This is a genomic window from Massilia cellulosiltytica (genome assembly GCF_047325105.1).
Taxonomy (GTDB): domain Bacteria; phylum Pseudomonadota; class Gammaproteobacteria; order Burkholderiales; family Burkholderiaceae_D; genus Telluria; species Telluria orientalis.
The window spans coordinates 5,722,571-5,748,000 of sequence record NZ_CP168562.1 but is presented as its reverse complement, the minus strand read 5'-3'; the positions used below and the strand labels follow the sequence as shown (position 1 = coordinate 5,748,000).

Genomic DNA, 25,430 nt, shown 5'->3' with positions numbered 1-25,430 from the left:
CGTTGGGCCGCAAACGGCTTACACGTAAGCCGCCAGCGCGGTTTTCATCTTCTTCAGCGCGGCCGATTCGATCTGGCGGATGCGCTCGGCCGACACGCCGAATTCCTCGGCCAGCGTGTGCAGCGTGGCGCCCGAGCCGTCGTCGTTGGCCAGCCAGCGCGCTTCCACGATGCGGCGCGAGCGCGGGTCGAGTTTCGACAGGGCCGTTTCCAGGCCTTCCGATTGCAGGCGCACCACTTCTTCGGCTTCCAGGACCTTGGTCGGCTCCTGCTGGTCCGAGGACAGGTAGGCGATCGGCGAGAACTTGTCGTCTTCGTCGTCGGTCGGCGCTTCCAGCGCGATGTCGCGGCCGGACAGGCGCGTTTCCATCTCGATCACTTCTTCGCGCTTCACGTCGAGCATCTTGGCCAGGTCGTCGACTTGCTGCGGCGACATGGCATCTAGGCCCTGCTTGTTGCTGCGCAGATTGAAGAACAGCTTGCGCTGCGCCTTGGTCGTTGCAACCTTGACCAGACGCCAGTTCTTCAAGATGTATTCGTGCATCTCGGCCTTGATCCAGTGCATCGCATAGGACACGAGGCGGACGCCCTGGTTCGGGTCGAAACGCTTGACTGCCTTCATCAGGCCGATATTGCCTTCCTGGATCAGGTCGGCGTGCGGCAGGCCATAGCCCAGGTAGCCGCGCGCGATCGACACGACCAGACGCAGGTGCGACAGCACCAGTTTCTGGGCCGCGTCCAGGTCATTCTTTTCCTGCAGGCTCTTAGCCAGAGAAACTTCTTCCTCGTGGGACAGCATCGGCAGGCGGTTCACTGCCGAGATATAGGCGTCGATATTACCGAGATTGCCACTGAAACCCAGTCCCAGTGCACGATTGCCGGCCGGAACCAATGCGGATTGTGCGGACATAGTCACTCCCTCGTAGATAAACTGCTGCATCGTCTCGCCATCTCCAGAGCCCCGAAGGCGCAGCTGGCTGGCTTGTTGTCGGGATGCTGACGGTGCTATCAAAACCATTTCCCGCGATAGTCTGACGTAATATTAGCACTCTCTTGAGGTGAGTGCTAGGCGCCACCATATCCCTTACGATGGGTTTAAGTTTCATTAAAGTATTGCCCGCAGGAATCAGAAAAACGGGTTCGATTCAACTGTAGAGCAGGTACGAGCGGTTCAGTTGATGCGGCTCAAATGTGGCGCTCGTACCGTTTGAAATCGGTAGAAGACAGGTTAGGCGACACGTGCTGCGCTTTCTGTTGGCTGGCGCACGTTGTCATGTAGGTGAATGCCTCGCGTCCGCTGCCGGATTTGACTGGCCAGCAGCGGACGGGTTCACGGAACGGGAGAAAAAAGACCGCTTACTTGAGCCGCGCCAGATGCCTCTGCACCGATAACATGGCCCCGACCAGCCCCAGGCCGGCACTGATCGCCAGCAAGGCCGCCATGCCCAGCGGCGGCAGGGGCGTTAGCTGGAATTCCGACGCATACAGTCGGGCGAACTCGGCGATGGCCGTGTTCAGCGGACGCAGCGCCAGCGCAACGGCCCCCAGCGCCACCGCACCCGCGCACAGGCCCAGCAGGGCGCCCGTGTAGTAGAACGGGCGGTGGATGAAGTTGTCGGTCGCGCCCAGCAGTTTTGACACGGCGATTTCCTCGCGCTGCGTCAACACCTGCAAACGGATCGTGTTGAACACGACGGCGATCACGACGACGCCCAGCGTGACCGCGAGCAGCAGCAGCGCCAGGCGCAGCACGCCCAGCAGGGCGGCGAGGCGCTTGACCCAGGCCGAGTCGACCTGCACGGAGTCGACATCCGGCAGGGCGCGCATCTGCTCGGCCAGGCCGTCCACGCGCGCGGCGTCGGCGCCGCTGGCGAAGCCTTCCAGCTTCATCACATAGCTGTCCGGCAGCGGGTTGTCGCCCAGCGTTTCGATCACGTCGGTGAGACCGCTCTTTTCCTTGAGGCTGGCCAGCGCCTGTTCGCGCGGCACGAAGCTGACTTTCGCATGGCTGCCGTGCAGGATCTGCTGCAGCTGCGGCGCGAGGGCCTGGGCCTGGTCGCGCGGGGTGTCGGTCTTGAGGAACAGGCTGATTTCCGGATCGACGGACAGCTCTTCCGATAAAGGACGCGCGTTGTCGAGCAGGGTGACGCCGGCGAAGGGCAGGGCCAGCGCGACGGCGACGACGAGCACGTTGAACAAAAAGCTGCCCGGCGCCTTGCGCACGTGGGACAGCGCGGCGCCGAAGGCGAAGCGGTGCTGGCGGAACCAGACGTTCATGCGCCACCTCCCGTCACATGGCCGTGTTCGAGGCGGATCACGCGCGCGGCGCTGTCCAGGATCTGGTCGTCGTGGGTCGAGATGACGCACGTGACGCCCACGGCGTGGAATGCGTGCAGCGCGTCGATGACCTTGTCGGCCGCGGCGCGGTCGAGGTTCGCGGTCGGTTCGTCGGCCAGGATGATCTGCGGGCGGTTGACGATGGCGCGGGCGATCGCCACGCGCTGCTGTTCGCCGCCGGACAGTTCCATCGGCAGGGCGAGGGCACGGTCGAGCAGGCCGACCTTGTCCAGCGCCGCGCGGGCACGCTGTTCGGCTTGCGCCCTGGGTGCACCGGTGACGATCAGCGGCAGCATCACGTTGGCCAGCAGGTGGCGGTCGTTCAGCAGGCGCTGGTTCTGGAAGATCAGGCCGAGGTTGCGGCGCAGGAAGGGGATGCCGGCCTTGCGGATGCGGCCGACGTCCTGCCCGTTCACGATCACGCGGCCGGACGTCGGACGCTCGATGGCGGCCACCATCTTCATCAAGGTGGACTTGCCGGCGCCGGACGGGCCGGCCAGGTACACCAGCTCGCCCTTGGCGATGTTCAGGGATACGTCGGACAGCGCGAGCGTGTCGGCGGAATCCGAGTACTTCTTGGAGACGGACTGGAATTCGATCATCGTGCGTGTTATCCCAGCAGCGCCTCGGCGAATTCGTCGGCGCTGAAGGGTTGCAGGTCCTCCAGCTTTTCGCCCACGCCGATGAAGTACACCGGCACCGGACGGGTGCGTGCGATGGCGGCCAGGATGCCGCCCTTGGCCGTGCCGTCCAGCTTCGTGATCACGAGGCCGGTCAGCTGCAGCGCGTCGTCGAACGCCTTCACTTGCGCCAGCGCGTTCTGGCCCGTGTTGCCGTCGATGACGAGCAGGATCTCGTGCGGCGCGTCTTCCATGCCCTTGCCGATCACGCGCCTGATCTTCTTGAGCTCTTCCATCAGGTGCAGCTGCGTGGGCAGGCGGCCGGCGGTGTCGACCATGACGACGTCGACGCCGCGCGCCTTGCCCGACTGGACGGCGTCGAACGCGACGGCGGCCGGGTCGCCCGACTGCTGCGAGATCACGGTGACGTTGTTTCTCTGGCCCCAGACCATCAGCTGCTCGCGCGCGGCGGCGCGGAACGTGTCGCCGGCGGCCAGCAGCACGGATTGTTCATGGCGCTGCATGTGCTTGGCCAGCTTGCCGATGGTCGTCGTCTTGCCGGCGCCGTTGACGCCCGCGATCATCATCACGAGCGGCTCATGGCGGCCCAGCTCGAGCGGCTTTTCCAGCGGACGCAGCAGGTCGACCAGCAGGCCCTTCAGCGCCACCTTGACGGCGGCCGCGTCGAGCAGCTTGTCTTCCTTCACCTTACGGCGCAAGTTGTCCAGCAGGAATTGCGTGGCATCCATTCCGGCGTCGGACATCAGCAGGGCGGATTCGAGTTCCTCGTACAGGTCTTCGTCGATGCGCGCGCCGACGAACAGCAGCGACAGGTTGCTCGACGTCTTGGCCAGACCGGCCTTCAGGCGCGACATCCAGGAACGCCTGGCTTCCGCTTCGCTGACGGGACGTTCGGCGGTTTCGGGGAACAGCTGGCCTTCGTAGGCCGTCGACGCGCCCGCCGCAACTTCCTCGGGCGCGGCGGGTGCTTCATCGCCGCCGCCGAACAGGCGACGCAGGAAACCCGGCTGCTCGGCTTGTGCTTCAGCCTCCGGGGCCGCAGGCACTGCGGGTTCGACCGCAGCCGGCGTCTCGGCTTCAGGTTTTTTCTTTTTGAAGAAACTAAACATTGTGTATTCGGGAGGGCGGCGGTATGCCGGATAGGGTCGCGCGTATTCTACCAGAGCGGGAACACACTTCTGAGGTGCGCCTGCTCGACCATATTGTGGCTAGAATACAGCTCAACAATGCCAATCCGTTCATCGTGCTGGAATTTAGTACGTAACGGGTGTAGATTGTGAACATCGATAAGAAGACGCGTCACCGAGGGACGATCGTGAACGTATCCAGGTTTATCAAGAGGCTCATCGCCGGCGATCACGTGGTGGGCAGCTCGGCGCCATCGCTGCGCAATGTCATCGTCTGGCTCTTCATCGCCCTTGTCGCCCTGTTCCTGACCCATCCATCCAGTCCCGCCAGCGCCTTCGACGCGCCCGTGCCGTGGCCGGCCGAACTAGGACTCGACACCAACCTCGGCATGTAATCTGCGCTGCTGGTATCCTGTTATTTCCGAAGGACACCTTGCGGTTGCAGCGCCATGAAACACAGACTTTTTCTTTTCGACCTCGACGACACCCTGCTCGACTTCAAGGCTTCCGAACAATTGTCGTTCGACCGCACGATGCGCGCGCTGGGCCTGGCCGCGCTTCCCGACGGGCTGTTTGCCCGCTACCAGGCCATCAATACGGCACTGTGGCGAAGCTTCGAGACGGGCACTGTCTCGAAGGATTTCCTGAAGGTGGACCGCTTCCGCCAGACCTTCGTCGCGAGCGGTCTCGACCTCGATCCCGAAGCGGCCAGCCGCCTGTACCTCGAATCGCTGTCGGACACGGTCGTCCTCATCGACGGCGCGAAGGAACTCTGCGCGACGCTGGCCGCCATCGGCGAAGTGGGCATCATCACCAATGGTGTCGAGCAGATCCAGCACCGCCGCATCGTCAGTGCCGGGCTGCGCGACCATGTGTCGTTCGTGGCGACGTCGGAGGCGTGCGGCCATGCGAAGCCGGACAGCCGCTTCTTCGACTACACCGTCAGGATGGCGCGCGCGTTCACGCATGCGGAAACGATCATCGTCGGCGACCGCCTCGATGCCGACATCCTCGGCGCCAACCGCTTCGGCATCGAAAGCTGCTGGTTCAATCCCGGCGGCCTCGCCAACGACACGCATGCGCTTCCCACGTTCGAAGTGGCGCGACTGCACGACGTCGTCCCCGCGCTGCGCGGGCTCGCTATTGCCTGAGGAACAGGCCGTCACATATCGATGTGAGCAGCCTGCCCGCGTCGCGCCGAGCTTCAGCCGCCTTTCGCGGCCTGGGCGTTGCGGCGGATCGTGTCCAGGGTGGCGCCCGGCGTGATCAGGTTACCGTCGTAGCGCAGCTCGATCAGCGCCGGCAGCTTGTGCGTGCGCGTGAACGCGATGGCGCGCTCGAGCGCCGGGCCGAAATCGGCCGTCGTCTCGACCGCCTCGCCGTGGCCGCCGTACGCTTGCGCCAGCGCGGCGAAGTCCGGATTGTGCAGCTGCGTGCCCGACACGCGGCCCGGATACTCGCGTTCCTGATGCATGCGGATCGTGCCGAACATGCCGTTGTTGAAGACCAGGAAGATGACGCCGGCGCCGTATTGCACCGCGGTCGCCAGTTCCTGGCCCGTCATCATGAATTCGCCGTCGCCGGCGAAGGTGACGACGGTGCGCTCCGGCCGCACGATCTTGGCCGCCACGCCGGCCGGCACCGCATACCCCATCGCGCCGCTCGTCGGGGCGAGCTGCGTGCGCATGGCGCCATAGCGCCAGAAGCGGTGTGCCCACGTGGCGTAGTTGCCGGCGCCGTTCGTGATGATCGTGTCGCGCGGCAGGGCGGCCTGCAGGTCCTGCACCATCTGCCATAAATCGAGCGGCGCGCTGCCGTCCTTGAAGATCGGCGGCTGTTCCTGCCACGCGCGCAGCTCGGCCTTCGCTTCCTCGACCGTGTGGCGCCATGCCGATGCATCGACCGGCTCCATCGCCGCCAGCATGCTTGCGGCCTGCGGCGCGCCGCTCGCGATCATCAACTCGGCCTGGTAGACGCTGCCCAGTTCTTCCGGATCCGGATGGATGTGCACGAGGCGCTGGCGCGGCACGGGCGCTGCCAGCAGCGAGTAGCCGCTCGTCGTCATCTCGCCCAGGCGCGGGCCGAACGCGATCAGCACGTCGGCTTCCTTGACGCGCGCGGCCAGCTTCGGATTGATGCCGATGCCGACGTCGCCCACGTAGTGCGGGTGCTCGTTGTCCAGCAGGTCCTGGAAGCGGAACGCGCACGCGACGGGCAGGGCGTTCGCCTCGGCGAACCTCTGCACGTCTGCGCACGCCTGGTCCGTCCATGTGCCGCCGCCCAGCAGCAGCAGCGGCTTTTTCGCTTGTGCCAGCATGGCGCGCAGCTGGTCGATTTGCGCAGACGACGGCGCGCCCTGCGTGGGCTGGTAGCGGCGCGTATCCGCCACTTCCGCGCGGGCCACGAGCATGTCTTCCGGCAACGCGAGGACGACGGGGCCGGGACGGCCGCTCGTCGCCACCTGGAACGCGCGCGCCATGTATTCGGGGATGCGCTCGGCGCGGTCGATCTGCGCGACCCACTTCGCCATCTGGCCGTACATGCGGCGGTAGTCGATTTCCTGGAATGCTTCGCGGTCCATGAAGTCGGTGCCGACCTGGCCGATGAACAGGATCATCGGCGTGGAATCCTGGTACGCGGTGTGCACGCCGATGGAGGCGTTCGTTGCGCCAGGGCCGCGCGTGACGAAGCAGATGCCGGGCTTGCCCGTCAGCTTGCCGTAGGCCTCGGCCATGAACGCCGCGCCGCCTTCCTGGCGATTGATGACGAAGCGGATGTTCGAGTCGTGCAGCGCGTCGAGCACGTCGAGATAGCTTTCGCCGGGCACGCCGAAGGCGGTGTCCACGCCGTGGACCTGGAGCGCATCGACCAGGATCTGGCCGCCGCTGCGGGAGGGGTGCGTCATGGTGAGGTCATCCTTATCACGATGGAATCCGGGCATTCTATGCAACTCGCCCTGAGCTGGCTTTTCAAATAGCGACACGACCTTTCACAAAAGGCAGCGGCGTATCCTGTACAATGCAGCCCGTGAAGCAGGCCAGACAGCCGCTGGTCCACGCCGCAAGGTCGTGGGCGGGAGGAAGGTCCGGACTCCACAGAGCGGGGTGACGGTTAACGGCCGTCCGCCGAAATCCTGGCGCAAGCCGGGTATAAGGCGAGGAATAGGGCCACAGAGACGAGCGTATTAAGTTACGGTGAAACGCGGTAACCTCCACCTGGAGCAATTCCAAATAGGCACGCGTTGAGGTTGCTCGCGGAGCGTGCGGGTAGGAAGCTTGAGCGCCGGAGTAATTCGGCGCCTAGAGGAATGGCTGTCATAGCGTCCGCAAGGACGTTACACAGAATCCGGCCTATCGGCCTGCTTTACACATGATTCACGGCCCGGGGAGCTCGACGACGATGCGTTACATCCTCGCCCTCGACCAGGGCACCACCAGTTCGCGCGCCATCCTGTTCGACCGCCAGGGCCAGGTCGTGCGCATCGCCCAGCAGGAATATCCCCAGCATTTCCCGCAGCCCGGCTGGGTCGAACACGACCCGCTCGACATCTGGAACAGCCAGCTCGCATGCGCGCGCCAGGTGCTGGCGGAGGCCGGCACCGATGCGGCCGACGTCGCCGCCATCGGCATCACGAACCAGCGGGAAACGACGGTCGTGTGGGACCGCCGCACGGGCGAACCGCTGTGCCACGCCATCGTCTGGCAGGACCGGCGCACGGCCGAGCTCTGCGACGACCTGCGTGCGGCGGGCAAGGCCCCGCTTGTCCAGCGCAAGACGGGTCTCGAACTGGATGCCTATTTTTCCGCGACCAAGCTGCAATGGCTGCTCACGCACGTGCCGGGCGCACGCGCACGCGCGGAGCGGGGCGAGCTCGCGTTCGGCACCGTCGACAGCTGGCTCACTTATAAATTGACGGGGCGCCACGTCACGGACGTGAGCAACGCGGCGCGCACGATGCTCTTCAATATCAACAGCCTGCGCTGGGACCCGGAACTGCTGTCCCTGTTCGGGGTGCCGGCATCGATGCTGCCGGAAGTGGTGCCCAGTTCCGGCATCGTCGCCGACGCCGACCCGGCCTGGTTCGGCCGCGCGATCCCCATCGCGGGCATCGCGGGCGACCAGCAGGCGGCCACGTTCGGCCAGGCCTGTCACCGGCGCGGCATGGTCAAGAATACCTATGGCACCGGCTGTTTCATGCTGATGCACGCGGGCGATACGCCGCCGCAGTCGCACAACCGCCTGCTCGCCACCGTCGGCTGGACCATCGGCAACCACACCGACTACCTGCTCGAAGGCAGCGTGTTCATGGGCGGCGCCACCGTGCAATGGCTGCGCGACGGCCTCGGCATCATCAAGCAGTCGGCCGACGTCGAGGCGCTCGCCCTGTCGGTGCCGGACAGCGGCGGCGTGATGCTCGTGCCGGCCTTCGTCGGCCTCGGTGCGCCGCACTGGGATGCGTACGCGCGCGGCACCATCGTCGGCATGACGCGCGGGACGACGGCCGCGCACATCGCGCGCGCCGCCGTCGAAGCCATCGCCTACCAGAGCGCGGAACTGCTGGCCGCCATGCAGAAGGACGCCGCCTGCGTCGTGCACGAAGTGCGCGCCGACGGCGGCGCCGCGCGCAACGACCTCCTGATGCAGTTCCAGGCCGACCTGCTGGGCGTGCCCGTCGTGCGGCCGCAGGTGACGGAGACGACGGCCCTCGGCGCCGCCTACCTGGCGGGCCTCGCCGTCGGCTTCTGGTCGTCGCGCGACGAGATCGCGGCGCAGTGGAAGAGCGAGCGCCGCTTCGAGCCGCAGCTGCCGGCCGCGCGGCGCGACGAGATGATGGCGCGCTGGTCGCGCGCGGTCGCGCATGCGCGCGCGTGGGCGGTGCCGGAACACCACTGACGCTCGCGTGCGGCCGCGCCGGCGCGGTTCGGGCACAATCGATGCAATATTGTCATCGATGCGTTGCGACCGGAGGCGTCCTTGAAACTCCTGAAGTTTTTCTTTTCGACCGCGCACGCGGTGCTCGGCTTCCTGTTCGTGCTCGTGTCCGTGCTGATCACGGTATTGGCCGTGCAGACCGGCTGGCAGGCGGTCGGCGTCGAGGCCGAAGAGAGCGCCGAATTGGCCATCGAGGCGATCGGCCTGCTGGCCATCGCCGTCGTCTCGCTGCAGATCGCGCAGACCATCACGGAGGAAGAAGTCGTGCGCGACGCCCACATCAGCGCGCCCACGCGCGTGCGCCGCTACCTGTCGCGCTTCATGGTCGTCGTCGTGGTCGCACTGTCGATCGAAGGCCTGGTCGGCACGTTCAAGGCCTTGCACGAGGAACCGGAACTGCTGCCGCACGCGGCGTCGGTGCTCGTCGCGGCGGGGCTGCTGATGGCCGGCTGGGGCGTGTTCATCCGCATGAACAAATCGGCGGAAGTGCTCGAGCCGGAGGCGATGGAAGCGGCCAAGAGCGAGGATGCGAAGGTGGACGAGTAGGGCTACGTGCCGCGCAGGATCGCGAGGTTCGCCGTCATCCGCGCGTGCAGCGTCGCGCGCCAGTCGTCCGTGAGCCACGCGGCGGCCAGCGGAAACGCCGCCTCGATGCGCGCCAGCATCGCGTCGAGATACGCCGTGCAGGCGTCGCGTCCTGTGAAGCCGAAGCGGACGGCGTCGCGCGCGATGGTCGAGCAGGGGCAAGGGAGGACTGTTCAGCGCCGCGCCGGAAAACCGGGGCGCCCCGTATGCGATCTGAACAGTGCGATTCCTTTTAATGTGAAATTGTGAGAGCTTTTCGTTCACTTTGATCGATATACTGCCCGGTAATATTTCTTACCTTTCTTTTATGTTTGATGGGCAAATCATCCTTCCCGAACATGCCGATTTCGCGTGCCTGCTGAACCAGGTCCTGGCCTGGTGGCCGGAGGAATTGGCGGGAGATGCCGGCGACGACGCCGAGGCGCGGCAATCGTCGGTGGCCCGGCTGTACGAAACGAGCATTGCGCCGCGGGCGATCCAGTCGGCCAGCATGCTGCTGTTGCAGCTCGACTGGATCCTGTTCGGGATCGTGATGGATTTATCGCGCAAGGTGTCGCGGGTGCGCGTCCGCGACATCCGGCCGCAACTCGTCAAGGACAGATTCCACGCTTTGCTGACCCATAGCGCATTGCCGCAACTGCTCGGCGAAAAACAATGGGATGGATCGTTCGAGCGCGATGAACTGGTGAATTATCTGCGCGTCGAGGAAATGGCCTCGGTGTGAAAAATCGATGAGGACCCGATGACGATCATGACCCGCCCCGAGGATGCACCCCTGGCGTTCCAAGCCGCCTGGAACCGCCACGACATGGAAGCCTTGCGCACATTGTTCCACGACGATGCGACCTTCGTGAACCGGTTCGGCCGCTACGTACGCGGCATCGACGCGATCGTCGAGATGCACGTGCCGATCCACGCCACCGTCTACAGCGATTCCACGCTCGACAACGCGTTGATCGACGTGATCCCGATCGGCGCCGATGCGGCGGTCGTGCACTTCTGGAGCCGCCTCGCGGCCGGTGCGGCGCATCCGGCCGGTCCCCACGCCGTCGACACGCTGATTCTTGCCGTGCTGACGCGGCAAGCCGGCGCCTGGCGCATCAAAGCGCTCGAGAACGTCACCCTGACGAATCCCAGGACGGGGGAACCGGTCTTGAGGGACGGCGTCTGAAGACTTTCGTGCCCGCAACATCGACCGACATCAAACAATTCTCCGGTGCAATCACGTAAGCTGCCCGCTGGTTCCATGAATGGAGGCGGCATGAACATCAAACACTGGAAAATCGGTACCCGGCTGGGCGGCGCGTTCGGGCTGCTGCTCGTGTTGCTGGCGGCATGCATCTGGTTCGGTATCGCCAGCCTGCACCGGCTGAACGATGGAACGTCGAAGATCGTCGACGAGGATTATCCGAAAACGGTCCTTGCCTACGAAAGCCTGGATGTCGTGAACCGCAATGCCCGCGCCATGCGCAACATGCTGTTGTGGGACAAACCGGAGGAAGTGGCGCGGGAACGGCAGGCCGTGCTCCAGAACAGGCAGGAAAACACCGTCAATCTCGACAAGCTGGCGGCACTGATCAAATCCGACGAAGGCAAGGTCAAGCTGAAAGCCGTGCAGGATGCGCGGGAGGTGTACCGGACGTCGCAGCAGGCCTTTCTCGACATGATGGATGCCGGTAAAAAACCGGAAGCCGCGGCCTTTCTGCTGACCCAGGTGCGCAAGGACCAGCGCGGCTATTTCGATGCCGTGCGCGAATTGATCAAGTTTCAGGATAGGCGCGTGCTCGACAGCGGCCAACGCGCCGAGGAGACCTATCGGTCGACGATCGCGTGGCTGATGGGATTGGCGGCCATCGCGCTCGTGCTCGGCACGATCGTGGCCATCTGGATCACGCGCTCGATCACGCGGCCGCTGCGGCAAGCCGTCGACGTGGCGCGCACCGTGGCCACCGGCGACCTCGGCATGCGGATCGAGGTCCATTCTACGGACGAAACCGGCCAGCTGCTGCAAGCCCTGCGCGACATGAACGAAGCGCTGGTGAGCATCGTCGGCGAGGTGCGCAGCGGCACCGAGACCATCGCGTCCGCGTCGCAGCAGATCGCGTCCGGCAACGCCGACCTGTCGTCGCGCACCGAGGAGCAGGCGTCGTCGCTGGAAGAAACGGCGTCGTCGATGGAAGAACTGACGTCGACGGTGAAACAGAATGCGGACAATGCGCGCCAGGCGAACCAGTTCGCCGTGTCCGCATCGGAAGTGGCGGAGAAGGGCGGCGCGGTGATGGCGGAAGTGGTCGACACCATGGGCGCGATCAACGAGTCGGCGCGCAAGATCGTCGACATCATCGCGGTCATCGACGGCATCGCCTTCCAGACCAATATCCTCGCGCTGAACGCGGCCGTCGAAGCGGCGCGCGCCGGCGAGCAGGGACGGGGCTTTGCGGTGGTGGCGTCGGAAGTGCGCAGCCTGGCGCAGCGCAGCGCGGCGGCCGCGAAGGAAATCAAGGCGCTGATCGACAACTCTGTCCAGAAGGCGGACGACGGCAGCAAGCTCGTCGACCAGGCCGGGACGACGATGCGCGACGTGGTCGAGAGCATCCGCCGCGTGGCCGACATCATGGGCGAGATCAGCGCCGCGAGCCAGGAGCAGACCGACGGCATCGGGCAGGTGCAGCTCGCGATTTCCCAGATGGACCAGGCCACGCAGCAGAATGCCGCGCTCGTCGAGGAAGCGGCCGCCGCGTCCGAGCAGTTGCGCGAGCAGGCATCCAAGCTGTCGCAGACCGTCGCCGTGTTCCGGCTGGGCGGTGCGCGCGACCGGGCCGCGACCGTACCCGCCGCGCAGCCGAAACAGGCGGCGCCGGCCATCGCGCCGCCGGTGCGGAAAACACCGGCCGCGCCGGCCCGGGCGCCAGCGAAGCCGCCGCGCGCCAGGCATCTGGCCAGTGCCGGCGCGGACGAGGAGTGGCAAGAGTTTTGACCGGCCTTCAGCCGCCCAGCAGTTTGCCATTCACCAGGATACGCAGCGTACGCACGAACAGCACGACAATGGCAATCGTCACGATGGCCAGGAGCGCACCCGCCAGGTACTCCAGGACGATTGTTTGTCGTGCCGCCGCATATTTCAACGCCGCGTTCGACAGCGCAGCCATGGGGAAGCTGATGGCCCACCACGCGGTCGCGAACGCGATCGAACGCCGGAAAATCCGGGTGGCCAGGATCGCGAAGAAGAACAGGCCGACATAGAACAGCAAGGCCGCAAATGCGTCGATGCGGTGTACGACGTTGACATAAGCGAGGAACCCGACCTCGAACGGTGCGATGAGGATCATCATCGACGGCATCATCCCCGATGCGAGCGGCGCTTGGTGGACGAGCCGGGAAAAGATCATCGTGAAGAATACGATGGCCACGACCGCACCGGCGCTTGCAGCGAACAGATTGACCTCATGCGCCCAGGCCATCGGCAAGGTCCCGCCTGCTACCGCGATATCGAGTGTGGCAACGCCAGAGATGAGCAAGGAGGGCGTCGCGTGGGCGACATCCATATTTCCCTTGAGAAGTCGAGTCAGACTGATAAAGCTCAATGCGATTGTCAAGATCGTGCCAATCGCCCAAACGATCTCCTGCAGCAATGTGCTGTAGGTTGCCACCACGGTTGACAGCAGCAAGATGCCGATCGTAATCGTGCCGAAGAAATTGCCGGCGATTGGATGGGTGAATTCATCTTTCACGGCGGACGGATATTTTGCCCACTTTGCGCCATAGCCAAGTGCAAGCGCAATGAACACGACGATTGCCGTCATCCCGGCGGCGTCCGCAATCATCGTCCCGGCGCCAAACACAGTCGAGGCGACCCGCCACGCCAGCGACAGGCCTGCCAGGCCCATCACGGCGCCGAACAGATTGACGGGCAGGTGCTTGAGTGAACCCCATGGAGCGGTCAGTGCCGGCCGTTTGTCGATACTGGTTTCCATTCGGTTATCCCGGTCGTGATGAATCAGCGTTTTCCGATGCCGGCCGTATCATGTCCAGCTTGACGCGCGCCAGCGCAAAGACCTCCCGTAATACCGCCATATCGCCAATTTGGTTGGCGAGCAGTAGTACGACTTGGCTATCGAGAATTCGGCGCCGGGCCGGGTCGAGCCCGGCGTGGGAGTCGTCCAGCATGCTGTAGAAAGTCTCGAAGTCGTCCAGGTTCTGTCGTAGCTGCATCAGGGGCAGGGTGTTCATAATCTCTCCTCGGGATTGGTGAAATGAGAGTCTATGAAGTTGCAGCCGTAAAGAGAATCCCATAGTATTGAAAGTCATTCTTTCAATAATCGAGAGTATCGATGGATCGCCTCGAGGCCATGTCCATTCTGCTGGCCGTGGTCGATGCCGGTAGCCTGTCGGCTGCGGCACGCCGTCTCGGCATGCCGCTCCCTACGGTCAGTCGCAAGGTCGCGGAGCTGGAAGCGCATCTGCGCGCGCGCCTGCTGCACCGGACGACCCGGCAGTTGTCGCTGACCGAAGCAGGCGCTGCCTACGTCGCGGCGTGCCGGCGCATCCTCGACGACGTCGGTGAAGCCGAGCGGATCGCGACCGGCGAGTACGGTGCACCCAAGGGTGAGCTCGCGGTAACGGCACCGATCGTTTTTGGACGGCTGCACATCGTCCCGGTGGTGGCGGAATTCCTCGCGCAGTATCCGGAGATCAGGATCAAGCTGCTGCTTACGGACCGCGTCGTCCACTTGATGGAAGAGCAGATCGATGTCGCGCTGCGCATCGGCGAACTTCCCGACAGCACCCTGGTGGCGAGTCGGGTAGGCGCGGTCCGCACGGTCGTCTGCGCGAGCCCTGCTTATCTGGCGCAACGCGGCGTGCCGGCCGAGCCCGCGGCACTCGCGGCGCACGACTGCATCGGTTTCGATGTGCTGGAATCCCGGCGCGCCTGGGTATTTGGCGACGGCAAGTCCACGGTGTCGGTGCCGGTGATCCCGCGTCTCGAGGTCAACACGGCGGAGGCGGCGATCGCCGCGGCGACATTGGGCGTGGGATTGATACGGGTGCTGTCCTACCAGGTGGCGGACGCCGTCGGCAACGGCGCGCTCGGCGTCATTCTGCGGGACTACGAGCCGGCGCCGTTGCCGGTCAGCCTGGTGCACAAGGGACAGACGCCGCTGCCGCGCAAGCTTCGGGTCTTCCTCGATTTCGCGGCGCCACGCCTGCGCGCCCGCATCACGCAGGCGCCCGGCTAGGAGTCCGCGCGGCAGAAGCTAAAAGACGTCGTTTCATGGGCGCGCTTGTTGATGTCGGCGACTGACGCGCAATCGGCGGTGCCTGATCGGTACGATAACGGCGGCGACCAGGCGGTTTCGAGGGTGTTTCCTGGCTCAGGTGGCTAGCAGGTTTCCCATACGGCGTAAATTCAAGGCGGCGCAGACGAGCTTCCACTCGGCTGCGGCCTTGCGCAACCCACGCATGCTGAAATTGCGAAAGCCCATCACGTGCTTGATCCAGGCATTGGGCGCTTCGACGATGGCTTTACGCCGCCGATAAGCGTCCCTGGCCTGTGGCGTGCGCATCTTGGCACGCATGGCTGTCGTGTAGGGATTGGTCCGGGTGTCCAGTTGAGCGCAGTCTTTACCCTCGCGTCCAAGCGCCACGTACAGGTCGGTCGGATGGGCTGCCAACTGGGCAAATGTCGACTCGGCCCGATATCCCGCGTCGGCCAGGGCAACGTTCGGCACCTGACCGGTCATGGCTTCGACGGCGGTCAGCATCGGCCCCAGGTTGCCGGCATCCGATCCGCAATTGGTCAGTTCAGCCGCGACGATGATCTGGGCGTGCGCATCGACAGCCGTCTGGCCGTTGTAGCACTGGTCGAAGCCACCGCCGGCGCGCTTCATGATGCGGCTGTCCGGGTCGGTGAAGTTCTCCTGCGCCGAGTCCTCCGGCACGCCGAAGTCGCGCTTGTAGCGGTTTCCGTTCTTGTTTTTTGGCTTGCCATCCTTGTCGCGCGGAATGCGGTCGTCATCCTCGCTACGCCCCTTGGCGCGGTCGGCCTCGCGCTGGCGCGCTTCGAGACGTTCCCGCGCCGCCTGGATCACTTTGAGCCGGTCTTCGCGCCGTTCAATCTCGGCCGGCAGGTCCAGTTCCGGTTCGTCCCGCTCAGCCACGTCGGTCTGCCGGGCGCGCTCCATCAACTGCGCGATCTGCTCCTTCAACTCGGCTTGGGCATCGACCATCCGCCGATAACTCATCGCCTTGTGCCGCGACGCCGAGGCTTTGACCTTGGTGCCGTCGATCGCCACCGTCCCAAGCTTGACCAGGCCGCATTCGCGCGCCAGTCTCACGACCTGGACGAACAGGGCCGACAGCTCATCCAGATGCAAGGCGCGGAAATCGCAAATCGTCCTGTGCCTGGGGAAGTTGCCGGCGCCGAGAACCCGGAACGCGACGTCCTCGTGCAGTTTGCGCGCGATCTTCCGGGACGAGAACACACCGCTCGCGTAGGCGTACAACAGCACCTTCACCATCATCGACGGATGAAACGGCTGATTGCGCGGGCCACCGCCCGCGTAGCGCGCATGAAACGCACTCAGGTCGAGCAGATCGACCGTGTCGTTGATGAAATACGCGAGATGCCCTTCGGGCAGCCACTCCTGCAATGCGGGCGGCAGCAAAAACTGCTGCTGCGGATCGTATGGAAGATAACTGGTCGTCATCCCCAGATTCTATCCGTAGCAGCCCGTCAGTTCCATCTTCTGCCGCGCAGACTCCTAGAACCCGATCCGCCCCTTGCCCGGCGTGGGCTTGAGGCGGATGTCGTCCACCTTCACGTGCGCGCGCCCATCCGCGACCGCATAGCCAAGCCCATCCAGTAACGTCTTGCGCAGGTCGCGCGGCGACACGCCCGCGAGCTTGTCCAGCACGACGTCGCCCAGGAACGGATCGAACGCCGCCAGGTTCAGCTCGCGCAGCAGCCCGGCATACATGCGCTGGGCGATGCCGGCGGCCTGTTCCGGCGTCGGCGCCGGGACCTCGTAGACGGCCATCCGGTTCAGCAGCGGGTGCGGGATGCCTTCGGTGGAGTTCGCCGTCAGCACCCAGAAGATCTGCGAGGCGTCGATGTCGACGTCGATGAATTCGTCGCGGAACGCGCTGGCCGTTTCCGGCTCCAGTAATTGATACAGCGCCGCGAGCGGATCGGATTGCGAGGAGCCCGTCGCCTTTTCCACCTCGTCCAGCACGATCACCGGATTCGCGAACTGGCCGCGCACGAGGCGTTCGGCCACCTTGCCGCACTTGGCGCCGCGCCAGCTGGCCGAGCTGCCCGTGATGACGAAGCCGGCCGACAGCGCATTCATGCTGATCAGCTCGCAGTCCGTGTGCATGACCTTCGCCAGGCGCTTGGCGAAATGGGTCTTGCCCACGCCCGGGCCGCCCAGCAGCAGGATCGGCATGACGTTGAAGCCTTTATCGCCGGCATGGGCCAGGCGCAAATAGCGCGCGAGGTCGTCCAGCACTTCGTCGAAATTCGGACATTCCTCGAACAGCGGGTCGAGGGCGTCGATGGAGGAGGGGGTGGTGACGAAACGCTCGGCGCCGGTCTCGAGCATGCGTTCGTAGAACGCTTCGAGTTCGGGCGAACGTCCGCGGCTACGGTCGAGCGCGCCCTGTACTTCATTGAGATCGTAGACGGCACGGCTGCGGGCCAAGGTAATGCTCATGGCAAAACTCCTGCGCGATAGTACGGACTCACTTATACTACTGGGCTCCCCGAAAAAACCGTCAAGCGAGCCGGAAACGGCCGGGTGATCGCCTCGTCTTCATTCTAACGCGCACGGGATGAAATCGTCGTTCCGGCCGTGTTGCTTATGTTGCCATATGGCAACCTACCGATAGTCAGGTCTTGTCTTTTATCAAGGGTAAAACACATGTGTGCAGATGAGGTGGCACATGCATTGTTTTACCTAAGTACCTAATTTTGCTCAACATTTTTACTTGAGGTTCCGTCAAGTAAGTTCGCTAAGTCATTGGTTTCATTGGCAATTTCGCCGTTTTCAAAACGTGAATTCGCTTGACCACAGACAACGCTTCCTCTAAAGTGGGAAACGGTGGCAAAAAGTGCAGTTTTGTGGGAGATCGGTGTATCTCCCGGCGCCTAAAAATAATCAGACTGATAACTCTCCAAAACTAGGTACAACGTGTTTCAGGGCGCGTCAGCGATCAATCTCGATGCCAAAGGACGGATGTCAATACCGGCCAAGCATCGCGACGCCTTGATGCAGCAATGTGAAGGCCGTATGACGCTCACGAAACACCCACATGGTTGCCTGTTGTTCTTCCCGCGCCCGGTGTGGGAAGAGCATCGCGAACAGATCGCCGCCTGGCCGATGTCGGCGCGGGCGTGGCAACGCATTTTCCTGGGGAACGCCTGCGATGTCGAGATGGACGGCGCGGGTCGGGTGCTCATTTCGCCCGAGCTGCGCAATGCAGTTGGTTTGGAGAAGGAAGTGATGATGCTCGGGATGGGGACCCATTTCGAGATCTGGGACGCCGCCAAGCTGGCAGAAAACGAGGCCCAAGCCGTCGCGGGTGGCATGCCCGATGTCCTTTCCAATTTCTCCTTCTAAGTAAGGCGCCGCATGAATGTGACTCAGCCGGTGCCCGGTTTGCAGCATCGTACGGTGCTGCTGGATGAAGCAGTCGATGCACTCGCCCTCGAAGGCGAGCGCGCTGCGGGTACTTATATAGATGGCACGTTCGGCCGCGGCGGTCATAGCCGGCTGATCCTGTCGAAACTGGCGCCCGAGGGGCGCCTGATCGGTTTCGACAAGGATCCCCAGGCGATCGCGACGGCCGAGCAGATGAACGATCCGCGCTTCTCGATCGTGCACGACAGCTTCGCGACGATGCGCGAAGCGCTGGCGGCACGGGGTGTGCACCAGGTCGACGGCATCCTGCTGGACCTGGGCATCTCCTCGCCCCAGGTCGACGATGCGAGCCGTGGGTTCAGCTTCCGCAACGATGGTCCCCTGGACATGCGGATGGATACGACACGGGGCATTTCCGCCGCCGCCTGGCTGGCCGAAGTGCCGGAGAGACAACTGGAAAAGGTGATTCGGGATTATGGGGAAGAACGGTTTGCTTTTCAGATTGCAAAGGCGATTGTTGCTGGCCGGGCAGTCGAACCAATTTCAAGCACACGACAGCTTGCCGCAATCGTGGCAAACGCGGTCAAAACCCGGGAGAAAGGCAAGGATCCGGCAACCCGCACCTTTCAGGCTATCCGGATTTTCATCAATCAAGAGCTTGAGGACCTTGAAGCAGGTCTGAACGCCGCCTTCGAACTGCTGAAGCCCGGCGCTCGCCTGTCGGTGATCAGCTTCCACTCGCTGGAAGACCGCATGGTCAAGCAGTTCCTGGCGTCGAAGGCCAAGGTCGAGCAACCGGATCGCCGGTTGCCGATCCGCGCCGTCGATTTGCCCAAGCCCTTGATGAAGTTGATCAGCAAGACGAAACCCTCCGACGTGGAAGTCGGCGCCAATCCGCGCGCCCGCTCGGCGGTGCTGCGCGTGGCCGAGCGGCTGGGAGCGGACACATGACCGGCAAGCTGAACGTCGTGCTGACCGTGCTCCTCGTCGGCTGCGCGCTGTCGGTCGTGAATGCACGCTACCAGGCGCGCCACCTGTTCATCGACCAGGAAAAGCTGCTGCAGCAGCAGCGCCAGCTCGAGATCGACTGGGCGCAGCTCCAGCTCGACCAATCCACCCTCGGCAAGAACGAGCGCATCGACCAGATCGCGCGCTCGCAGCTGGACATGGCACCGCTGACTCCGGCGCGCACCCAATACCTGACGGAAGGCGGTAAATGAAGGCCGGCACCAACGGATCCCGCGTCGCCGCCGCCAAGGGCGTAGCATTTTCCAAGAGCCCCGTGCTGGCCGTGCGCCTGCCGGACTGGCGCTCGCGCGTCGTCCTGTTCGTGCTGTTCGCCGCGTTCCTCGCGCTGGCCGGACGCGCGCTGTGGCTGCAGGGCGTCTCCAACCGCTTCCTGCAGAAGCAGGGCGCGAGCCGTTACGAGCGCACGCTCGAACTGCCGGCCACGCGCGGCAAGATCTTCGACCGCAACGGCATCGTGCTCGCGTCGTCGCTGCCGGTGAAGGCCGTATGGGCGATCCCCGAGGACGTGCTGGATTCCCCGCGCCCCAAGCTGCGCGAACTGGCGCAGCTGCTCGACCTGCCGGAAGCCGATCTGCTCAAGAAGCTCGACTCGGACCGCACCTTCGTCTACCTGAAGCGCCAGGTGGAGATGGACGTCATCGCCAAGATCGAAAAGCTCGGCATCGACGGCATCGACACGCGCAAGGAATACAAGCGCTATTACCCGCAGAACGAGGTGATGGCGCACATCGTCGGCTTCACGAACGTCGAGGACGCGGGCCAGGAAGGCATCGAACTCGCGCAGCAGAAGAACCTCGTGGGCCAGACGGGCAGCCGGCGCGTGATCAAGGACCGCCTGGGCCGCATCGTCGAGGACGTGGGCCTGTCGCGCGAGCCGCATGACGGCAAGGACATCACGCTGTCCGTGGATTCCAAGCTGCAGTACATCGCCTTCAACAGCATCAAGGACGCGGTGGAGAAGTTCCACGCCAAGGCCGGCGCCGCCGTCGTGCTGGACGTGCACACGGGCGAGGTGCTGGCGCTGGCCAACTGGCCCACGTACAACCCGAACGACCGCTCGCACCTGACCGGCGAGCAGCTGCGCAACCGCGTCATCACCGACACCTTCGAGCCGGGTTCCACCTTGAAGCCGTTCACCGTCGCGCTGGCGCTGGACAAGGGCCTGATCAAGCCGACCACGCTGTTCGACACGGGCAATGGCCGTTACCAGACCGGCGGCCACACGATCCGGGACACGCACCCGCACGGCGTCATCGACGTCACCACGATCATCCAGAAGTCGTCCAACATCGGCACGACCAAGATCTCCGAGCTGCTGTCGGCCCAGGAGATGTGGGAGATGTTCACCAAGGTCGGCTTCGGCCAGGCGCCGCGCTACGGTTTCCCGGGCGCCGCGGCCGGCCGCGTGCGTCCCTACAAATCGTGGCCGATCGTCGCCAAGGCCAACATGTCGTTCGGCCAAGGCATCTCGATGTCGCTGCTGCAGCTGGCGCATGCCTGGCTGATCTTCGCGCGCGACGGCGACGTCATCCCGCTGTCGTTCCAGAAGGTGACCGAGAAGCCGGTCGGCCAGCAGATCATCTCGCCGAAGACCGCGGCCCAGGTCCGGACGATGGTGGAATCGGTGGTGAGCCCGCAAGGCACGGCGTCGCAGGCGCAGGTGGCCGGTTACCGCGTCGGCGGCAAGACCGGCACGGCGCAGAAAGTCATCAACGGCCGCTATTCGCAGACGCACTACGTCGGCAACTTCGTCGGCATCGCGCCGATGTCGAACCCGCGCTTCGTCATCGCCGTGATGATCGACGATCCGTCCGGACCGTTCCACACCGGCGGCGCCGTCGCGGCGCCGACGTTCGCGGCGCTGGCCGCGAATGCACTACGGGCTGCCAACGTGCCGCCCGACTCCACGGTCACCGACATCATCATTCCCGAACATCCTCTCGAGGAGAGTAATTGATGGCCGAGACGCCGAACATCGTCCAGTGGATTCAGGCCGCCGCCCCAGGCGGCCGTCTCGTTTCCGACTCCCGCCGCGTGCGCAGCGGCGACGTGTTCTTCGCCTATCCGGGCGAAGCCGCCGACGGCCGCCGTTTCATCCGCTCCGCCATCGAGAACGGCGCCGCCGCCGTCGTGTACGACGACCGCGATTTCGCCTGGGATCCCGCGCTGGATGTGCCGCATCTCGCTGCGCAGGACCTGAAAAAGAATGCCGGCCCGATCGCGCACGCGGTCTACGGCACGCCGGATGCGGCCATGTTCACCGTCGGCGTCACGGGCACCAACGGCAAGACCTCGTGCGCGCTGTGGACCGCGCAGGCGCTCGCGCATCTTCACGAGACGGCGGCCGTCATCGGCACCCTGGGCGTGGGCCTCGTGCGCGGCCGCGCCGAGCCGGAATTCGACGTGACCGGCTACACGACGCCGGACGCCGTGCTGCTGGCAACGGAACTCGCCAGGCTGCGCGACGCGGGCGCGACGTCGCTCGCGATCGAGGTGTCGTCGATCGGTCTCGTGGAGCACCGCGCGGCCGGCATGCACTTCGACGTGGCCGTGTTCACGAACCTCACGCGCGACCACCTGGACTACCACGGCGACATGGCCGCGTACGAAGCGGCCAAGCGCCAGCTGTTCGACTGGCCGGGCCTGAAAACGGCCGTCGTCAACCTGGACGACGAAGCGGGCGTGCGCATCGCGCAGCACCTGCGTTGCGCGCGTCCCGAAGTCGCCGTCCTCGGCTACACCTTGCGCGCGGTGCACGAACAGCCCGTGCTCGACGGCGTGGCCGTGCTGCGCGCAACTAACCTGCGCAGCCGCCCGAACGGCAGCGAATTCCACATCGAGTCGCCATACGGCAGCGCGGTCGCGCGCACGCACATGGTCGGCCACTTCAACGCGAGCAACGTGCTGGCCGTGCTGGGCGCGCTGCTGGCGAAAGGCGTCGAATTGCGCGCCGCGCTCGACGCCGTCGAGGCGCTCGTGCCCGCGCCGGGCCGCATGCAGCAACTCGGCGGCCACGATGCGCCCATGGTCGTGATCGACTATGCGCACACGCCGGACGCGCTGGACAAGACGCTCGAAGCGCTGCGCCAGGTCGCGCAGGAGCGGGGCGGCCAGCTGTGGTGCGTGTTCGGTTGCGGTGGCGACCGCGATCCGGGCAAGCGTCCGCAGATGGGCCGCATCTCCCAGATGGCCGAGCACGTGCTCGTGACGAGCGACAATCCGCGCAGCGAAGAGCCGCGCGCGATCATCGAGCAGATCGTGGCCGGCATGGACCCGCATCATCCGACGTCGACGCACCAGGCCATCGAGGACCGCGCCGCCGCGATCCTGTCGGCCGTGAAGCATGCCGCCAAGCCGGACGTGATCCTGCTGGCGGGGAAGGGCCATGAGCCGTACCAGGAAATCAAGGGCCGGAAGATTCCGTTTTCCGATGCCGACCACGCCGCGCTGGCACTGACCGCGCGGCTCACCATGATGAGGACTGTCTGATGATTCGTGGCTCGCTCGAGCAAGTGCTGGCATCGATCGAAGGCGCGCGCGTCACGCGCGACGCGTACTTCCAGGGTGTGTCGACCGACAGCCGGCAGGTGATGCCGGGGTCGCTGTTCGTCGCCCTGCGCGGCGACCGCTTCGATGCGCACGACTTCCTCGGCCAGCTGGTCGACAAGCCCGTCGCCGCCGTGGTCGTCGAAAAGCTCCCCGACCACTATCCGCTGCCGGCCATCGTCGTGCCGGATACGCTCGTCGCGCTGGGCCGTATCGGCAACTTCTGGCGCCGCCGCTTCGCCATTCCCGTCATCGGCGTCACCGGCAGCAACGGCAAGACGACGGTCAAGGAAATGATCTCGTCCATCCTCGTCGCCGCCTTCGGCGCGGAGGGACGCCTGGCCACGCAGGGTAATCTGAACAACGAGATCGGCGTGCCGCTGACCGTGACGCGCCTGACGGACGCGCACAAGGCCGCCGTCGTGGAACTGGGCATGAACCACCCGGGCGAGATCGCACGCCTGGCCGCCATCGCCGAGCCGACCGTCGCCCTCGTCAACAACGCGCAGCGCGAGCACCAGGAATTCATGCACACCGTGGAAGCGGTGGCGCGCGAGAACGGCGCCGTGCTGCAGGCGCTGCCGGCGGACGGCGTGGCCGTGTTCCCGGGCGATGATGAGTACACCGACCTGTGGCGCGGACTGGCGGGCGACCGTGAGGTGCTGACGTTCGGCCTGACCGATGATTGCGATGTGCGCGCGACGTACACGACGACAGATTTCGGCAGCGAACTCACAGTTACGTCGGTCCTGCGGAAGCGGGAACCCGTGCCGAGCGCGCAGGACCAGCAAGATGCGCCTCAACGCGACGTCAGCATGGGCCCCCGTTTTCACGGGGGCGACGTGGCTGAGTTCACGATCAAGTTGAACGCCGCCGGCGTCCACAACGTCCGCAACGCGCTGGCCGCCACCGCCTGCGCGCTCGCGGCGGGCATCCCCGCCGATGCCGTCGTGCGCGGCCTGGAAGCCTTCGCGCCCGTGAGCGGCCGCCTGCAGCGCAAGCAGGCCGCGAACGGCGCCACGATCATCGACGATACGTACAACGCCAACCCCGACTCCGTGCGCGCCGCCATCGACGTGCTCGCGCAATACCCGTCGCCGCGCATCCTCGTGCTGGGCGACATGGGCGAGGTTGGCACGCAAGGACCTGAGTTTCACCAGGAAATCGGTGCGTATGCCGCAAGTCGCGGCATCGACACCGTGCTCGCGACCGGCGAACTGGCTCGCCACATGGCCGGATCGGGAGCGCAACACCACGAGCAGTTCGACGAATTATTGGCAGCACTGGATCAAAAACTGGGCAGCAAATCTGACGCAACTGTGTTGGTGAAGGGCTCGCGCTTCATGAAGATGGAACGCGTGGTCCAACACCTGACCGCATCAACCAACACCGGCAAGGAAGCCCACTAGACTTATGCTGCTTTGGCTCGCACAATATTTTCAGGACTATCTCGGTCCGCTGCGCGTTTTTAACTACATCACGTTCCGCGCCGTGTTCGCGACCATCACCGCGATCAGCATCGGCATGCTGTGCGGTCCGGCCGTGATCCGCAAGCTCACCGAGATGAAGGTCGGCCAGGCCGTGCGCACGTACGGCCCACAGACGCACCTGTCCAAGCACGGCACTCCGACCATGGGCGGCGTGCTCGTGCTGATCGCGATCGGCGTCTCGACGCTGCTGTGGTGCGACCTCTCGAACCGTCTGATCTGGCCGGTCCTCGTCGTCACGCTGGGCTTCGGCGCCATCGGCTGGGTCGACGATTACCGCAAGGTCGTCTACAAGGACCCCGAGGGCATGCGCTCGGGCGAAAAATACTTCTGGATGTCGCTGATCGGCATCACCTCGTCGCTGTACCTCGCGTTCTCCGTGTCGGCCGCGACGCCGTGGGAAGTGTGGCAGCTGTTCTTCGCCTGGGTGCAGTCCGGCTTCTCGATGGACCTGCCGCCGAAGGCCGACCTGATCGTCCCGTTCTTCAAGACCATCAGCTATCCGCTGGGCGTGTGGGGCTTCATCGCGCTCACGTATTGCGTGATCGTGGGCGCGTCGAATGCCGTCAATTTCACCGATGGTCTCGACGGCCTCGCCATCATGCCGACCGTGATGGTGGGCGGCGCGCTGGGCCTGTTCGCTTATCTCACCGGTAACGCGACGTATTCGAAATACCTGTTCATCCCGCATATCCCGGGCGCCGGCGAACTGCTGATCTTCTGCGGCGCGATGGCCGGTGCGGGCCTGGCTTTCCTCTGGTATAACGCGCACCCCGCGCAGATGTTCATGGGCGACGTGGGCGCGCTGGCGCTGGGCGGCGCGCTCGGCACCATCGCCGTCATCGTGCGCCAGGAGATCGTCCTGTTCATCATGGGCGGCGTGTTCGTGGCCGAGACGCTGTCCGTGATCATCCAGGTCAGCTGGTTCAAGTACACCAAGAAGCGCTATGGCACTGGGCGCCGCGTGTTCCTCATGGCGCCGCTGCACCACCATTTCGAACAGAAGGGCTGGAAGGAGACCAAGGTCGTAGTGCGGTTCTGGATCGTGACGATGATTCTGGTCCTCGTCGGTTTCTCCACCCTCAAACTGCGCTGATAACGGGTAACC

The 25,430-nt window shown here is 64.8% G+C and carries 24 protein-coding genes and 1 other RNA gene; 16 read left to right on the top strand and 9 right to left on the bottom strand.

Going from position 1 to position 25,430, the window contains the following annotated elements; genetic code table 11:
• Positions 1-18 precede the first annotated feature (18 nt).
• From rpoH to ftsY, 4 genes are all read right to left on the bottom strand, one after another.
• Positions 19-909 (bottom strand): RNA polymerase sigma factor RpoH, encoded by an 891-nt coding sequence (gene rpoH / locus ACEN9H_RS25090; protein WP_413672480.1) that lies wholly within the window; start codon positions 907-909, stop codon positions 19-21.
• Between the two features lie 446 nt (positions 910-1,355).
• The gene (gene ftsX, locus ACEN9H_RS25085; RefSeq protein WP_413672479.1) at positions 1,356-2,276 is read right to left on the bottom strand and encodes a permease-like cell division protein FtsX; all 921 of its coding nucleotides are present in this window, start codon (positions 2,274-2,276) and stop codon (positions 1,356-1,358) included.
• A complete protein-coding gene (locus tag ACEN9H_RS25080; RefSeq protein ID WP_371766186.1) occupies positions 2,273-2,938 on the bottom strand; it encodes a cell division ATP-binding protein FtsE in 666 nt (221 codons plus the stop codon). The genes ftsX and ACEN9H_RS25080 overlap by 4 nt, the downstream gene beginning before the upstream one ends.
• Before the next feature lie 8 nt (positions 2,939-2,946).
• Complete coding sequence (ftsY, locus tag ACEN9H_RS25075) at positions 2,947-4,086, bottom strand: signal recognition particle-docking protein FtsY (RefSeq protein ID WP_413672478.1); 1,140 nt, start codon at positions 4,084-4,086, stop codon at positions 2,947-2,949.
• Positions 4,087-4,253: 167 nt separating this feature from the next.
• Here ftsY and ACEN9H_RS25070 point away from each other — a divergent pair, with 167 nt between their 5' ends.
• Positions 4,254-4,499, top strand: a complete 246-nt coding sequence (locus tag ACEN9H_RS25070) for a hypothetical protein (protein WP_413672477.1) — start codon at positions 4,254-4,256, stop codon at positions 4,497-4,499.
• A 54-nt stretch (positions 4,500-4,553) separates the two neighbouring features.
• Positions 4,554-5,255 (top strand): YjjG family noncanonical pyrimidine nucleotidase, encoded by a 702-nt coding sequence (locus ACEN9H_RS25065; RefSeq protein ID WP_413672476.1) that lies wholly within the window; start codon positions 4,554-4,556, stop codon positions 5,253-5,255.
• Between the two features lie 53 nt (positions 5,256-5,308).
• Here the strand turns inward: ACEN9H_RS25065 and ACEN9H_RS25060 are convergent, their stop codons facing one another.
• Entirely contained in the window at positions 5,309-7,009 is a 1,701-nt protein-coding gene (locus ACEN9H_RS25060; protein ID WP_056122761.1) for a thiamine pyrophosphate-binding protein, read from the bottom strand.
• A 124-nt stretch (positions 7,010-7,133) separates the two neighbouring features.
• Here ACEN9H_RS25060 and rnpB point away from each other — a divergent pair.
• The 6 genes from rnpB to ACEN9H_RS25030 all read left to right on the top strand — a co-directional run bounded on the left by rnpB (position 7,134) and on the right by ACEN9H_RS25030 (position 12,598).
• An RNA gene (rnpB, locus tag ACEN9H_RS25055) (RNase P RNA component class A) lies at positions 7,134-7,473 on the top strand.
• 30 nt (positions 7,474-7,503) lie between these two features.
• Complete coding sequence (gene glpK / locus ACEN9H_RS25050; protein WP_413672475.1) at positions 7,504-8,997, top strand: glycerol kinase GlpK; 1,494 nt, start codon at positions 7,504-7,506, stop codon at positions 8,995-8,997.
• Between the two features lie 81 nt (positions 8,998-9,078).
• A complete protein-coding gene (locus ACEN9H_RS25045; protein ID WP_056122767.1) occupies positions 9,079-9,582 on the top strand; it encodes a hypothetical protein in 504 nt (167 codons plus the stop codon).
• Between the two features lie 304 nt (positions 9,583-9,886).
• Positions 9,887-10,345: a hypothetical protein gene (locus ACEN9H_RS25040; protein WP_413672474.1), complete on the top strand. Its 459-nt coding sequence runs from the start codon at positions 9,887-9,889 to the stop codon at positions 10,343-10,345.
• A gap of 18 nt (positions 10,346-10,363) precedes the next feature.
• A complete protein-coding gene (locus ACEN9H_RS25035; protein ID WP_413672473.1) occupies positions 10,364-10,792 on the top strand; it encodes a YybH family protein in 429 nt (142 codons plus the stop codon).
• Between the two features lie 90 nt (positions 10,793-10,882).
• Positions 10,883-12,598: a methyl-accepting chemotaxis protein gene (locus ACEN9H_RS25030; protein ID WP_413672472.1), complete on the top strand. Its 1,716-nt coding sequence runs from the start codon at positions 10,883-10,885 to the stop codon at positions 12,596-12,598.
• A gap of 7 nt (positions 12,599-12,605) precedes the next feature.
• On the opposite strand, the gene ACEN9H_RS25025 is transcribed toward ACEN9H_RS25030, so the two are convergent.
• Positions 12,606-13,595, bottom strand: a complete 990-nt coding sequence (locus tag ACEN9H_RS25025) for an SLAC1 anion channel family protein (RefSeq protein WP_056122780.1) — start codon at positions 13,593-13,595, stop codon at positions 12,606-12,608.
• A 4-nt stretch (positions 13,596-13,599) separates the two neighbouring features.
• A complete protein-coding gene (locus tag ACEN9H_RS25020; RefSeq protein ID WP_056122785.1) occupies positions 13,600-13,851 on the bottom strand; it encodes a DUF2783 domain-containing protein in 252 nt (83 codons plus the stop codon).
• 101 nt (positions 13,852-13,952) lie between these two features.
• Between ACEN9H_RS25020 and ACEN9H_RS25015 the strand changes: the two genes are divergently transcribed.
• Positions 13,953-14,858, top strand: coding sequence for a LysR family transcriptional regulator (locus ACEN9H_RS25015; RefSeq protein WP_413672471.1), 906 nt, complete (start codon positions 13,953-13,955; stop codon positions 14,856-14,858).
• A gap of 135 nt (positions 14,859-14,993) precedes the next feature.
• Here ACEN9H_RS25015 and ACEN9H_RS25010 read toward each other — a convergent pair whose 3' ends face one another.
• Complete coding sequence (locus ACEN9H_RS25010) at positions 14,994-16,328, bottom strand: IS1182 family transposase (RefSeq protein WP_413672294.1); 1,335 nt, start codon at positions 16,326-16,328, stop codon at positions 14,994-14,996.
• A 54-nt stretch (positions 16,329-16,382) separates the two neighbouring features.
• Complete coding sequence (locus ACEN9H_RS25005) at positions 16,383-17,333, bottom strand: AAA family ATPase (protein ID WP_371763519.1); 951 nt, start codon at positions 17,331-17,333, stop codon at positions 16,383-16,385.
• 477 nt (positions 17,334-17,810) lie between these two features.
• Between ACEN9H_RS25005 and mraZ the strand changes: the two genes are divergently transcribed.
• The 7 genes from mraZ to mraY are packed head-to-tail and all read left to right on the top strand — an operon-like array spanning position 17,811 to position 25,418.
• Positions 17,811-18,239, top strand: coding sequence for a division/cell wall cluster transcriptional repressor MraZ (gene mraZ / locus ACEN9H_RS25000; protein WP_036229930.1), 429 nt, complete (start codon positions 17,811-17,813; stop codon positions 18,237-18,239).
• 12 nt (positions 18,240-18,251) lie between these two features.
• Entirely contained in the window at positions 18,252-19,211 is a 960-nt protein-coding gene (gene rsmH / locus ACEN9H_RS24995; protein WP_413672470.1) for a 16S rRNA (cytosine(1402)-N(4))-methyltransferase RsmH, read from the top strand.
• Positions 19,208-19,480: a cell division protein FtsL gene (gene ftsL, locus ACEN9H_RS24990; protein ID WP_413672469.1), complete on the top strand. Its 273-nt coding sequence runs from the start codon at positions 19,208-19,210 to the stop codon at positions 19,478-19,480. The genes rsmH and ftsL overlap by 4 nt, the downstream gene beginning before the upstream one ends.
• Positions 19,477-21,246 carry a peptidoglycan D,D-transpeptidase FtsI family protein gene (locus ACEN9H_RS24985; RefSeq protein ID WP_056122806.1) on the top strand — a complete coding sequence of 590 codons (1,770 nt, stop codon included), beginning with the start codon at positions 19,477-19,479 and terminating at the stop codon, positions 21,244-21,246. The genes ftsL and ACEN9H_RS24985 overlap by 4 nt, the downstream gene beginning before the upstream one ends.
• Entirely contained in the window at positions 21,246-22,778 is a 1,533-nt protein-coding gene (locus tag ACEN9H_RS24980; RefSeq protein ID WP_413672468.1) for a UDP-N-acetylmuramoyl-L-alanyl-D-glutamate--2,6-diaminopimelate ligase, read from the top strand. The genes ACEN9H_RS24985 and ACEN9H_RS24980 overlap by 1 nt, the downstream gene beginning before the upstream one ends.
• 2 nt (positions 22,779-22,780) lie before the next feature.
• On the top strand, positions 22,781-24,244 hold the full coding sequence (locus ACEN9H_RS24975; RefSeq protein WP_413675635.1) for a UDP-N-acetylmuramoyl-tripeptide--D-alanyl-D-alanine ligase: 1,464 nt from the start codon (positions 22,781-22,783) through the stop codon (positions 24,242-24,244).
• A 4-nt stretch (positions 24,245-24,248) separates the two neighbouring features.
• Positions 24,249-25,418 carry a phospho-N-acetylmuramoyl-pentapeptide-transferase gene (gene mraY / locus ACEN9H_RS24970; RefSeq protein ID WP_056122815.1) on the top strand — a complete coding sequence of 390 codons (1,170 nt, stop codon included), beginning with the start codon at positions 24,249-24,251 and terminating at the stop codon, positions 25,416-25,418.
• The last annotated feature ends 12 nt before the right edge of the window (positions 25,419-25,430 follow it).

Bases quoted from the DNA above. Each gene is read 5' to 3' on its own strand.
- ACEN9H_RS25020 (WP_056122785.1), bottom strand. From the start codon at position 13,851: ATGAACACCCTGCCCCTGATGCAGCTACGACAGAACCTGGACGACTTC.
- ACEN9H_RS25065 (WP_413672476.1), top strand. From the start codon at position 4,554: ATGAAACACAGACTTTTTCTTTTCGACCTCGACGACACCCTGCTCGAC.
- ACEN9H_RS25060 (WP_056122761.1), bottom strand. From the start codon at position 7,009: ATGACGCACCCCTCCCGCAGCGGCGGCCAGATCCTGGTCGATGCGCTC.
- ACEN9H_RS25005 (WP_371763519.1), bottom strand. From the start codon at position 17,333: ATGAGCATTACCTTGGCCCGCAGCCGTGCCGTCTACGATCTCAATGAA.
- ACEN9H_RS24985 (WP_056122806.1), top strand. From the start codon at position 19,477: ATGAAGGCCGGCACCAACGGATCCCGCGTCGCCGCCGCCAAGGGCGTA.
- rpoH (WP_413672480.1), bottom strand. From the start codon at position 909: ATGTCCGCACAATCCGCATTGGTTCCGGCCGGCAATCGTGCACTGGGA.
- ftsX (WP_413672479.1), bottom strand. From the start codon at position 2,276: ATGAACGTCTGGTTCCGCCAGCACCGCTTCGCCTTCGGCGCCGCGCTG.
- ACEN9H_RS25015 (WP_413672471.1), top strand. From the start codon at position 13,953: ATGGATCGCCTCGAGGCCATGTCCATTCTGCTGGCCGTGGTCGATGCC.
- rsmH (WP_413672470.1), top strand. From the start codon at position 18,252: ATGAATGTGACTCAGCCGGTGCCCGGTTTGCAGCATCGTACGGTGCTG.
- ftsL (WP_413672469.1), top strand. From the start codon at position 19,208: ATGACCGGCAAGCTGAACGTCGTGCTGACCGTGCTCCTCGTCGGCTGC.
- ACEN9H_RS25035 (WP_413672473.1), top strand. From the start codon at position 10,364: ATGACGATCATGACCCGCCCCGAGGATGCACCCCTGGCGTTCCAAGCC.
- glpK (WP_413672475.1), top strand. From the start codon at position 7,504: ATGCGTTACATCCTCGCCCTCGACCAGGGCACCACCAGTTCGCGCGCC.
- ACEN9H_RS25025 (WP_056122780.1), bottom strand. From the start codon at position 13,595: ATGGAAACCAGTATCGACAAACGGCCGGCACTGACCGCTCCATGGGGT.
- ACEN9H_RS25030 (WP_413672472.1), top strand. From the start codon at position 10,883: ATGAACATCAAACACTGGAAAATCGGTACCCGGCTGGGCGGCGCGTTC.
- mraY (WP_056122815.1), top strand. From the start codon at position 24,249: ATGCTGCTTTGGCTCGCACAATATTTTCAGGACTATCTCGGTCCGCTG.
- ACEN9H_RS25080 (WP_371766186.1), bottom strand. From the start codon at position 2,938: ATGATCGAATTCCAGTCCGTCTCCAAGAAGTACTCGGATTCCGCCGAC.
- ftsY (WP_413672478.1), bottom strand. From the start codon at position 4,086: ATGTTTAGTTTCTTCAAAAAGAAAAAACCTGAAGCCGAGACGCCGGCT.
- ACEN9H_RS25010 (WP_413672294.1), bottom strand. From the start codon at position 16,328: ATGACGACCAGTTATCTTCCATACGATCCGCAGCAGCAGTTTTTGCTG.
- ACEN9H_RS24980 (WP_413672468.1), top strand. From the start codon at position 21,246: ATGGCCGAGACGCCGAACATCGTCCAGTGGATTCAGGCCGCCGCCCCA.